Raw genomic sequence first — 12,566 nt, forward strand, 5'->3', positions numbered from 1 at the left:
GGCAAGAAAAAAGCCGCGTCTCCGCGGCTTAACTGATTGGACTAATCATTTTTACCTATGAACCAGTTACTGGAACTTCGTTACACTCAATATTCACAGTGCCCGTCAAAGCGTTGTTATCATTCTGAACGTTTTCAAAAGTAAATGTTTGAGACTGACCACCACCATCTACTTTAGCTCCACGAATTGTTGCTCTCACTTTATAACTCGCACCAGCTTCTATACCTGATAACTTAAATGTTGAGTCTCCCTGTGCCTGTGCAAGTCCTGCAGCCTTACCATTTTTAGCATAAGTTACAATTGAACCCGATAGGTCAGCACTCACAGTCGCATCTTGAGCACATACTCCATTTAGTGTTACGTTCTTATCAAACGTTTCTACTGTGCTTTCTATATTTGCTGTAACTTCACCACAAACAGGAACCTCAGTTTGAGAATTATACCAAACGTTTCCAGAGTAATCATAAAGGCGAACTTTTGCAGTGGCATTTGACGAAATACCGTATCGTGCAGCCGAAGAAGCAGGAATGATCGCTTTGACCTCTTTGCGCGTATAGCTACCGATTGTGCCATCTGTTGAAGACAACTCAATTGCTAAACCTCTAGCAGGAATATTACCAACCAACCTAAGTGTTATTCCTGCGGTACAAAGAGGAGCATTTTTGCCAATAGAAAAAAACGTTAGGTGGTCCGTTTCAAACGAAGCTGGAAAACTGCCATCAGTATTGGCAGCACCTACAGTTGCCATATTTGTCTCACTAGACCAAGTACCCGTGTCTTCGTTATGTGAAGAAATACTTAATGTATCTCCTGCAGTTACTCCGCTATCAGCCGGTAGATTTACCGATACATTAATTGGACTAGAGAAGTTTTTAATCTTGGTACCATTTTCATCACTCATTGTGATATTAGTTACACCAAGCGTAGTTTTAACCTGAGTCGTGGAGTTCGCATTTAGCCCCTCAGGAATAATAGCGGTTGCATCTGTATTGGATGCATCAGCAGCTAACACATCCAATGTAATCTCAGTGCCAGTTACAGGTTCGTCATCGGCATCACGTAAAACCGTATTAGCGGGAACCGTAACTGTTGAACTAGCGCCGGCTTCTGATGCATTAGCGGTAACAGCTGCCGAAGTAGTTGCGCTCGCTACCGTCGCGGTTTGCTGAGCTGATTTCAGTCCAGCAGTATTAGCTGCAACCAAACCAAACTCTAGTGGAATATCAATAAAACCTTCCTCTACTTCTGTAGATAGGTCGATAATAAAGCTTTTAGACACGTAGCCAGATTGGCTCACAACGGCGGTCACGCTGCCGGATGCACCTTCTTTACTAAAAAAGTTAAAGTTACCTGTATCGTCAACTGTAACGGAGGAAATTTCAGTACCGTTTACATCTGTGATTACTGTTGCAGGTTGCCCGTTCACCAAAAACTTAACAACAGCGCCTTCTAATACGTCGGAGTTCGCTTTGTTTACGACGTTCACAGAAAAAACCTTTGCAGGTTGCTCAGTAACTAAGTCCTCAGGTGGTTGAATAACTGTAACTGGATCTGTTGGATCAGGTGGCGGAGGGATTACCACATTGTTATCGTCATCGCTAAAACAGCCAGAAAGAGCTAAAGCTGAAGCTACAGATAAAGCGAGTAAAGATTTTTTGTTCGAAATCATGATTGGTCCTTGTTCCCTTTTTTGAAAGCGCCAAGCAGCGCTAACGCGCGTTTTAGTACATCGAAATTTAAATATAGAAAAGGTTTAAGGATTGTCCAGTTTGGAAATAAAATTTTTTAACTGACTAAAGACTTAAAATTTTGAACGACTTTATAACACTCTAGATATTCGAAATACGCGCTCAAGTGACTGACCTTAACACAGCGCTTTCATGACTATAGCTCAGCCTAAATTCGGCTTCTAATCTAGCCCATCAACAAGCTTTTTAAGTGTTACCAACTCGAAATAAGGCAGAGCGATATCGGTGTGCTGAATTTGAAGCTAGTGCTTTTTTGGTATTTGCATGAATGACTTTGGTTGTGATTCAACAACACTAAAATAGAGGGTTGCAAGATCGTTTAGACGTTCAGTAATTCACTAAATTAAATTGGGTTTAAGTGTGACTAAACAGCTCGAGTAGATTGTGAGGTACTTCAATAGAGTAAATAATACCCGCATAATTCTCAGTGGCTGAGCTACTGCAAAAAAATAAGCCCTGCTTACCAAAGCAGGGCTTATTATATCTAACTTGTAGTCAGCTTATAAGCTAAGGCTATTAAGAACCTGTAACTTCTTCACAAGCCATTTTTAGCTCTTGGTTAGCAACTTCAGTACCAGCGTCAAAAGTGAATGATGTCGCCTGATCTTCTGCAGTTTCTAGTGACAATACATCAATGCTCACTGTGTACGTCTCACCAACAACTAGGTTATTTAATGAGTATGTACCTTCAGCATTTGCAGCAAGATATGTTGCCTTGTCAGCACGGCGGTAAGTAACCACTGAGTTTTGTACTGGAACAGAAACCGACTCGTCATTAGAGCAAACGCCCGTCAAGTCGAAAGATGCTGTTGTGTACTCAACCGCTGGCGCTTCTAACGTTACTGCAACAGCTTCACCACATACTGCTACTTCATTTTCAGAATCAAACCACACTGTACCTTCTGCGTCACGAAGTACAATACGCGCAGTAGCGTCAGCGCTTACATTGTTTTTACCCGCGTTCTCTGCAGTGTAAATCACTTTAGACGTTGCGCCTGAAGCGATAAACTTAGTTGCATTGATATCAGATGACTGAACGTCAACAAATAAGCCGCCTGCTGGTACGTCACCAGTGATATTTACAGAAACATCATTGTTACATACGGCAACTTCATCAGTTGCGGTGAAGAATGTAAGGTGATCTGTCATAAATGAAGCTTTGTAAGCCGTGCCAGCTTCGTTTAAAGCACCAACAGTAACTTCATTATTAGTCTCTTTAGTCCAAACGCCTGTATCTTCGTTATGAGATGAAAGGCCTAAAACATCGCCAGTTTCAATAGCGCGGCCTTCAGATGCTAGTACAGTATCTTTTGGAATAGAGATTGAGATAGAGATTGGGTTGCTGAACTTTTTGATCTTAACGCCATTCTCATCAGTCATTGTTACGTTAGCAACACCAACTGGAGCTGCTAAGGTCGCAGCGCTATCTGCATTCAGTCCTTCAGGAAGAACTGCACCGGCAGCTGAAGATGTAGGATCAGCAGAGCCAACGTTCAGTGATACTTTTGTACCAGTGATAGCTTCACCGTTTGCGTCACGAAGTACAACACCTGCAGGAATTACTACATCAGCACCAGCTTTGCCTTTTGCAGCAGTTGCTGTGATTGCAGCATCTACAACACCGCCTTCAACTTCAGTTTCCACAACTTCTTCAACTGTCGAATCAGTATTTTTAGAAACAAGCGCTAATTGAACCGCCACTTCAGCAACATCTTCTTCCGTAGTAAGATCAATATTAAAGCTCTTTGAGAAGTAGCCATCAGCGGTTACAACAGCTGTAATTTGAGAAAGCTCTGCACCTTCTTTAACAGTAAATACAAAGTTACCGGCTGCACCAGTTTCAACTGTTGCCGTTACTTCGCCTTTGGTATTTACGATATTTTCAGAAGCTTCGCCGTTTTCTAGGAATGTGATTTTAGCTGGAACAATGTTAGTGCTATCTTTATCAACAACGCTACCACTCACAACTAGAGAAAGTGCATCAGGTGCTTCTGGCGCTACTACTACTGGATCTGTAGGCTCTGGTGGCGGGATAGTTACGTTATTGTCATCGTCACTGAAACAGCCAGAAAGCGTCAACGCAGAAGCGACTGACAGCGCAAGAAGAGATTTTTTGTTTGCAATCATGATTAGTCCTTGTTTTCTTTTTCATTAACAACGCCACGTTAGCGCGTTAACACACAAAAAAGCTCCATTGCTAGGAACGGAAGCTTTAAATTAAAAATTTGTATGGTAGACAGGGACTAAGTCATTCCCTGACCCGATTCAACGTGAGCTTTGCAGTCAACTCTATGACTAAGATATAAACAGCCCACGATGACCCTGCTAATCTATCACAGTAAAGCGTTAGATCCAACCGCTTGATTTAGTTTAAAAGTAGGATACCGTTGGTACACTAAATACACAATGAATGAAGTGAAATTTATCGTAAATAATCGCAACATAATGGTTATTTATTAACGAGGCATAAATTGTAAATGTGTAGCTATCGTCACGAGATAAAATTAAAAAGAGAATCGCGACCCGTAACCACGGTTTACTCCGTAAAAACACACCAAAACACCACTCTCGTAGCGGCGGGTTTATCCCGCGATAAGCACACCGCGACACAAAGTCGCCGCTACGAATAGGTAATTCCTAGTTATTGTAGACTTACCTGTGACCATCTCTTATTTATAGGTCAAATACACTTCTCTTAGTCGAGCCAAGTTACTATATACATAGCTGCTCGACAAACGTCCTTGGTTTAAGAATGTTTTATCAATATTAACCGGCGTGTTAACTAAATGACCTCGACCAATTGCAATGGCATTTGTTGATTCACCAATTCGCGTACTTGCAGCATGACGCCACGCCTCATTTCCTTTAATTTGACCATAACGTGTTGGTGCCATGTCTTTTCTAGGTGTAAGTGGAATGCTAAAAGATATACCTGCGATTTGCACATCGGTATCTTGCGCAAATATCGACACGTAGCTATCACCAAACCAGAAGCGCGTTTCTAATTTAACACCACTATCCTCATAAAAGAATCGACCTGCAGTTGCGTGAAAACTGACATCTTGCTCAACCCAGTTATAACGATAAGACAAGGTTTGATAATCCTTATCTAAGTCATAATCATCGTACTCAAAGTATCCAAGCTCTGCTGAAAATTGATGACGACCATTGCCACTCAACCAGGTCGTTTCGTTCTTAATACCTGTGTAATCATTAAACTCTTTAAAAAAGCCGATATGTGTTTGGTTATAAATACCATAAGGCAGTGCAAATGTTTGATAGATAGTCGCTTGTGTTAAGCCACTTTGTTTAGCCAAACGGCCAAATGCCTTACCATCATCGTAGTCACTCGTATTGGCAACTTCAGTTTCGGCACTTAAATTAATACCACCGCCATACCACATTGGTACATCAACATCAGCTTTTAAAGCGAGTGAGAAATCATAAACTCCCAGCTCCGTTGCCAACCTTGAGTCCAGTGCAGGACCAACGGTTAACCTTGGTTTAAAGTACGCGCTATTTGCCTTTGGCATACCAACCCAAGACACACTACCAATTGGATCCATTTCGCCTCGACGAATATCCATATCAGGTGTAGTGCCAGTATTTACAAACTCTCTATAGTTATTAATGTGGCCTCTAAGTGCCAACATTGGAATACCACGGTTTAGCAATTGAACAGTAAACTGCGCGTTCGGCTCGTTCACATGTTCAGCAATACGACCTAATACTAAGCCAATTGCATCTATGTCGTTGCGATTAAAAACATAGTTTTCAAAACTCACGACAACATGAGGGTCTCGATTAAAGCCAACACTCACCGACTCAAAGCCATCTTCCAAGAGTGCCGCTTTTAAAGCGCGCGTTTGCATTGTTAGAGACTTTTTATATTCATCACGCTCTGTGACTTCTTTTTTCGCTTCAGGAAGAGGTTTACGGGCGAGACGGCGCTGCTCCTCATAATGAGCTTTAAATGCCGCCTCTCGCTCGGCGTCTGCATCAAGCGTTGGCGCTGGAGCTGCGTCTAAGGGGTCATTTAATGTTGCCTGCTCAAACAAAGGCATAGAGAAGTTTACACCCCAAAAAGTGTCTTTTTCAGCGTGATCGGTATTACTGTAAAACTTACTGGTAAGCGTTAAAGTACCTACATCATAAATCCATGCTTTTGGTACTGTTAAGCGCAAACCGGCATTAACTGCATCAGCATCATGTTCCACTTGTACAGCTAGCCAGTCTAGTGGCTGCCACTCAATCCCAGCAAATGCACCATCCATTTGCCCAGTTGCACGATCGCTTACCGCAAAACCTGCAGAGAATCTAAAGTCGTTCCATTCACGAGACCCTGCCAAATAATAGGTTTCATAATTGTTAGCCGCACCGCCGAGGTCTTTACCCCCTACTGCTAAGTTAAACCACTCTTTAGGCACAAAAGGGAGTTGGTATTTAAGATTAAAAGAAAGGTCACGGGTCTGATTTTCGGCTTTCGTTTCAGCATTAAATAGATTGTCGTGCATTGTATTAGAAGCAATCATACCGCTTACCTCTAAACCGTCAAACACACCCGCTGAGAAAATATAGTTGTGACCATCGAGGTAAACATTGCCACTGTGATCAAGTTGATTATTGTAACCAATATCTATACTTCCCTTTTCAAGTACCTCAGCAGTAGGGGTATTAAAAATACCAGTGTACCCCGCAAATGCAGTGTAGTTATTTATTTGGGTATCAGCTAAAACAGGTATGCTTGCAAGTGCAATACTACCTGCAAGAATCGTATTTATTTTTGACATGTGCGCAGACCGATTTTTATTTTCAATTCTTGAATTAAGTGTGAAAGAGCAAATTAACAAACTCAGCCACCGTTATAAGTATTATGTAGATATCCTACAATGAAGTATAGAAAAACCCAACCTCGTAGCAGCGGGTTTAGCCCGAAAAAGATCGTCGCGACATAGAGTCGCCGCTACGAATGTATAACCCCGCGATAAGCATGTTACACGTTTCTAAAGTTAACCACTTTCAGCTCGGACTCACACTCGACTTCAAGTACTTGGCGTTTTTCATTCCACACCAAATCACAAATACCATCTGTAGGATTAAAACCTGTAGGTGCTTCTAGCAACAATTTACGAATAAGTTCATGATCAAAATTATGACAAGCCGTGTCCATTGCACTCATAAAAGACTCAAGCTCTGCCATCGGTAGTTTTACCTCGTTGGCCGTCATGATCCGTGGATGAGAGGTTTCTTCTACATTGTCACCAATCAATAATTCTTCATATAACTTTTCACCTGGTCGCAATCCTGTACATTCAATTTCAATATCGCCATGAGGGTTGGACTCTGATTTAACCTCTAAGCCAGAAAGGTGCACCATTTTGGTCGCTAAATCCTTGATCTTAACAGACTCTCCCATATCTAACACAAATACGTCCCCCCCCTTACCCATAGCACCCGCCTGAATAACTAACTGCGCAGCTTCTGGTATGGTCATAAAAAACCGGGTGATATCTTTATGCGTTAAGGTAATTGGTCCACCTTCTTTAATCTGCTTACGGAATAGAGGCACCACTGAACCACTTGAACCAAGCACATTACCAAAACGTACCATGCAAAAACGGGTATTTTTAGACGTTACTTTACTTTCAGCCAAGGCTTGTAACACTAACTCTGCCATACGCTTGGTTGCACCCATTACATTTGTGGGGCGCACCGCTTTATCTGTAGAGATTAATACAAAAGTCTCTACTCCCGCGTTAATAGCGGCTTTAGCTGTGTAATAAGTACCAAATACGTTATTACGAACACCCTCAACAACATTTTGCTCTACAAGCGGTACATGCTTGTAGGCCGCGGCATGATAGACAGTTTGCACCCCAAAGGCTTTCATGCAAGTTTCAATACGGTTGATACGTTGAACCGACCCCATCACAGGTACTATTTCCAATGATACGCCTTTATTCAATGCAAGCTGATTCAGCTCCTTTTCAATGCTATATAAACCATACTCGGACACCTCAAAAAGCACCAACTTTTTAGGTCCATTTAATATAATTTGCCTGCATAGTTCAGAGCCTATAGAACCGCCGGCACCGGTTACCATAATGACTTTATCTTCTATATTTGCAGCCATCAGCTCTGCTTGTGGCGCTACTGGGTCTCTGCCCAATAAGTCTTCGATTTCGACTTCTTTTATATCATTAAGCTGCGCTTTACCGTCAATAACGTCTGCCATACCTGGCACCGTCATCACCTCGAGCGGCAGTTTTTCTAACTTAGTGAGTATTTCTTTACGGCGAGAGCGCGATACGCTTGGTAAAGCAAGCAAAACCTTATTTACTCGCTTTTTATCTATCAAATTATAGATTTCATCAAAGGCGACAACGGGGATCCCTTGGATAATAGCATTATGTTTGGTAGCGTCATCGTCTAGATACGCCGTAACATAATAGTCAGGCCCTGTTGCTAGCGCAGTAGCTAACTGCCGGCCTGCATCTCCAGCACCATAAATAACCACTGGGGTTTTAGTAAATGAGGTTAATCGCCAAATAAGTGCTCTCACCAAAATACGCGACCCCCCCACAGAAAGTATCATCAACCACGCATAAATAAACGGCATAGTACGAGGGATGGCGGTTTGCGTAAAAAACGAAGACAACACTAAAATCACAGTACTAATAACTGTACCAAGTACAACAGCACCTACGGCATTAGCCCCGACGTAACGGAGCACTGCACGATATAAACCAAGTTTTACAAATATCACCAAGCTAATGGGGAGTAATAACGCGAGGATTAACCAGTTATTAAAATTAGCCAATGGTGCAAAGCTATCAAGGCGAACAATAAGCGCTAACCAAAAGGCTGAGACTATAAAAACTGAATCTAATACGAGCGTAAGAAGTCGTTTTTGGCTACGAGAAGCGCCAAGTAAAGCGCGAAACCAACTATCCATTGTGTTCCCTTTTTATTCCAATCCGAATTAAAACCGCAGACGAACTAAAGCATAGTACATGTTGCAGTATACACAAAAGTAGCAAAAATGTATGAGGAAAATATGGAGGATGCGTGCGCACCCTTCCTATTTATAGTGATGCTTTGTGAAGTACTTGCTTTACTACCTCACAAGTTTTGCTGATTTCTTCAGTGGTAAGCGTTGGGTGTACCAAAAACATTAAAGATGTTTCACCTAACTCTACTGCATTCGTTAAACGCTCTTTTGGTCGCCAAGGCGTACTATCAAAGGCTTTTTCTAGGTAAACTTCTGAGCAGCTACCTTGAAAACAAGGCACGCCAAGCGTGTTGATTTCGTCGACTATGCGATCTCTTGTCCAACCTTCCCTAAGCGCCGCAGAGTTTACAAACAAATAATGTTTATACTCTGCATGCTCAATATAATCCGGCACGCGCACTGTACGTACCACATTAAATGCTTTTGCAACTTGATCTATTGCCTGAGCATTGCTTTGCCTTTTAGCCGTCCAGTCTGACATACGAGTAAGTTGAATACGCCCAATCACCGCTTGCATTTCTGTCATACGCCAATTAGTGCCAAAACTCTCATGCAACCAGCGAAATCCAGGAGGGTGTTCACGATTGTAAATGGCATCAAAGCTTTTACCGTGGTCTTTATAACTCCACATTTTTGACCATAGGTCTTTGGAGTTTGTAGTAACCATTCCACCTTCACCACCAGTGGTCATAATTTTATCTTGGCAAAATGACCAAGCACCTATATGGCCTATTGTACCAACCGAACGCCCCTTATACTTAGCACCATGTGCCTGAGCACAGTCTTCTATAACATAGAAGCCATGCTCTTTACTGAGGGCCATGATTGCATCCATTTCAGCAGGCATCCCAGCTAAATGCACCACAATAACTGCTTTTGTTTGAGGTGTTAAAACCGCTTTAATAGACTCAGCAGTAATAGCTTGGCTATTTAAGTCAACGTCGGCAAATACAGGTGCAGCTCCCGCTGTAACAATACTACTTGCAGAAGCTAAGAAAGTACGAGGAGTAGTAATAACCTCATCTCCTCCACCAACATTCAATGCTTTCAACGCAATATCTAACGCTAATGTGCCATTACCAAGTGCAATCGCATACTCAGCACCAGTCCAAGCTGCAAACTCTTTTTCAAATTCACGCCCTTCTGTACCTGTCCAGTAATTCACTTTGTTAGAAAGTACAACTTTACTTACTGCGTCTGCTTCTTGCTGAGTAAAGCTAGGCCAAGGGGAAAACGGGGAATTTAACATCTTAATCCTTCACAACTTTAGCAGGGTTACCATATGCTGTAACACCTGCTGGAACATTTTGTACAACAACAGAACCAGCACCAATAATCGCTAGTTCTCCAACTTCAATCAACTGTTTAAAAGAGCTCCCAATACCTACCCACACTCCACTGGCAATTTTACAGCCGCCGGCAATTGCTGAACTTGGGCATATATGAACATAGTCCTGTATAAAACAGTCGTGCTCAACTGTCGCATTCGTGTTGATGATAGAGCCCCGACCGATTTGAGCAAAAGCGTTGATCACTGCACCAGCCATAACGACTGTACCTTCACCAATGTTAGCTAATTTACTTACCGTAGCACTCGGGTGGAGCAATGCAGGCGTTTTAGCTCCAAGAGCTAACAGTTTCTCTAGCTTCTCTTTTCTAATTTGATTATTACCAATAGCAACTATTACGCCTTCGTAACTATCGAGTCTTTGAGCTAACGCCTCAGAATCTCCAACTACAGACCAGTGCTCAAGCTTGCTCTTAACTTCAAATGCATCGTCAAAGAACTCGACGTGATAACCGTTTAATTCAGCGATTTCCGCTATTACTTTTCCGTGACCACTTGCCCCTAAAATAGCCAGTTTAGCCATCATTTTGATTCCCTTTGAACGGCTCCATAGTTACGTGTCCATCACCACTTATTCCTTCGCGTACAAAGACTTTTTTTACTGTCAAAAAGAGTATTTTTATATCGAGTAAAAAGCTTTGGTTTTCTACATACCAAACATCAAGCTTAAATTTGTCTTCCCAGCTAATTGCATTACGGCCATTCACTTGTGCCCAGCCAGTAATCCCAGGGCGGACATCATGGCGACGCGCTTGCTCAGGACTATAAAGCGGTAAGTACTGAACGAGTAAAGGTCTAGGCCCAACTAAGCTCATATCGCCTTTAATCACATTTAGCAGTCCAGGTAGCTCGTCTAAGCTAGTTGAACGCAAAAAACCGCCAAACTTGGTCATACGCTGGTCATCTGGCAATAAGTTCCCCTGCTTATCTTTAGCATCCAGCATGGTTCTGAACTTCATCATTTTGAATATTTTGCCATTGAGGCCCGGCCGAGCTTGAGTAAATAAAATAGGAGAGCCTAAATTTAAATAAATAAGTAAAGAAACCACTATTATTAATGGTGACAACATCAAAAGCAGCACAACTGAAAACACCGTATCAATAAGCAGTTTCATCTTATCACTCCAGATAAAAAGCTAAATAGCTTACTCGAAAGTATGGAAGTTTTCCGGTTATTTAATACATACTTATATCCGCGGTTTCCAATCTCATCAAACTTCTCGTAGTTATTCTCAATATAAACTTTAAGCTTATCAGCTGAAGCCGCGGGGTTCTCCCGATCTAGCACGATGCCACAATTGAGCTCTTGTACAGGGTTATTGTGTGATGCATTCGAAGCAACGATTATGGGTTTCGCTGCAGCCATGTATTCATAAAGCTTGTTTTCACTACCATAAAATACGTCCGCAGTGCTAAGGAATAGAAGATCAGAATCTTTTATTATATCAGGGACATCACACTTTGGAACTGGCGGCTGAAAGGTAACATTTTTCAGTTTCATACTTTCTGCTTTATTGATTAATCTAACTTTATCCTTACCGTCACCAACAAGTAATATTCTATACCCTTGTGGTAAATGATTGGCTATTTCCAACAAAAAATCTAGTCCATGAACCGAATCTAAACCTCCTACGTATTTTATTGTTAGAGCATCTCTTGAGCTAGGTGATTTTTCAAGCTGATCGCTGGCAAAAAATGACTCATTTACTCCGTTAGGCAGAAACAGTATTTTTGATCGATCAACATTATACCTTTTAGATAAATAATCAACCGTCAGTGGCGATAAAACGACATATGCAGAAGAACGTTTTATCGTAAATGTCTCAATAAAATAAAAGACCTTCGAAGCCAATGAGTTACGCTCCCAAACTCCCATATCTATAAACGTTTCCGGCCATAGATCTCTCACCTCAAAAACATGTGGCACACCAATAAACTTAGCCACAACACAACCTATTAAAGCGGCAAAAGGATGGACGGTGCTACCAATAATAACATCTGGTCTAGGTCTTTTTTTTGTAACCAAGTGCAATAACAATGATAAGGGGTAAGACACAAGGTTCATAAGTCTAGCAAAACCATTTTTTTTATAACCCACGGTTTTAAGTAAAATAAATTCCACTCCATCATAACTAACTACAGAGGAGAGTTTAAATTTAGGAAGTAACTCTTTTAACAAAGTATAATGAAAACTTGATGAGAAAATATTAACTGTACACCCCTTTTCATTAAGTGAACTAGCTAAGTCATAATGACGTGTTCCGCCAGGATACTTAGGGGGTTGCGCATAATGGTTAAAGATCCAGATTCTCATAACGACTCCTCATAAAAATCATCAATTTCCTGATATAATTGTGCCTCAGTTTTATATTCGTATAGCCTTAAAGGCTCCAAACTATAACGTGAAACATTGTAGGGATCTAATAAACCTATAACTAAAAATGACACTGAATAAAAT

General features: G+C 41.5%; 8 protein-coding genes. All 8 read right to left on the minus strand.

All coding sequences use genetic code 11. The features are described from left to right. Nucleotides 1-55: 55 nt before the first annotated feature. The 8 genes from L1D50_RS15940 to L1D50_RS15975 all read right to left on the minus strand — a co-directional run bounded on the left by L1D50_RS15940 (nt 56) and on the right by L1D50_RS15975 (nt 12,422). Nucleotides 56-1,669 (minus strand): hypothetical protein, encoded by a 1,614-nt coding sequence (locus tag L1D50_RS15940; protein WP_239966388.1) that lies wholly within the window; start codon nt 1,667-1,669, stop codon nt 56-58. Nucleotides 1,670-2,264: 595 nt separating this feature from the next. Then, complete coding sequence (locus L1D50_RS15945; RefSeq protein WP_239966389.1) at nt 2,265-3,875, minus strand: hypothetical protein; 1,611 nt, start codon at nt 3,873-3,875, stop codon at nt 2,265-2,267. Between the two features lie 542 nt (nt 3,876-4,417). After that, nucleotides 4,418-6,538 carry a YjbH domain-containing protein gene (locus L1D50_RS15950; protein ID WP_239966390.1) on the minus strand — a complete coding sequence of 707 codons (2,121 nt, stop codon included), beginning with the start codon at nt 6,536-6,538 and terminating at the stop codon, nt 4,418-4,420. Nucleotides 6,539-6,741: 203 nt separating this feature from the next. Then, nucleotides 6,742-8,703, minus strand: a complete 1,962-nt coding sequence (locus L1D50_RS15955) for a nucleoside-diphosphate sugar epimerase/dehydratase (protein ID WP_239966391.1) — start codon at nt 8,701-8,703, stop codon at nt 6,742-6,744. Nucleotides 8,704-8,833: 130 nt separating this feature from the next. Further along, nucleotides 8,834-10,009 carry a DegT/DnrJ/EryC1/StrS aminotransferase family protein gene (locus L1D50_RS15960; RefSeq protein WP_239966392.1) on the minus strand — a complete coding sequence of 392 codons (1,176 nt, stop codon included), beginning with the start codon at nt 10,007-10,009 and terminating at the stop codon, nt 8,834-8,836. Nucleotide 10,010: 1 nt separating this feature from the next. Continuing rightward, nucleotides 10,011-10,634: an acetyltransferase gene (locus L1D50_RS15965; RefSeq protein ID WP_239966393.1), complete on the minus strand. Its 624-nt coding sequence runs from the start codon at nt 10,632-10,634 to the stop codon at nt 10,011-10,013. Further along, entirely contained in the window at nt 10,624-11,223 is a 600-nt protein-coding gene (locus L1D50_RS15970) for a sugar transferase (RefSeq protein ID WP_239966394.1), read from the minus strand. The genes L1D50_RS15965 and L1D50_RS15970 overlap by 11 nt, the downstream gene beginning before the upstream one ends. Continuing rightward, on the minus strand, nt 11,220-12,422 hold the full coding sequence (locus tag L1D50_RS15975) for a glycosyltransferase family 4 protein (RefSeq protein ID WP_239966395.1): 1,203 nt from the start codon (nt 12,420-12,422) through the stop codon (nt 11,220-11,222). The genes L1D50_RS15970 and L1D50_RS15975 overlap by 4 nt, the downstream gene beginning before the upstream one ends. Between the last annotated feature and the right edge of the window lie 144 nt (nt 12,423-12,566).

Origin of the sequence: Pseudoalteromonas sp. Isolate6 (genome assembly GCF_022398435.1) — a bacterium.
Lineage (GTDB): Bacteria > Pseudomonadota > Gammaproteobacteria > Enterobacterales > Alteromonadaceae > Pseudoalteromonas > Pseudoalteromonas galatheae.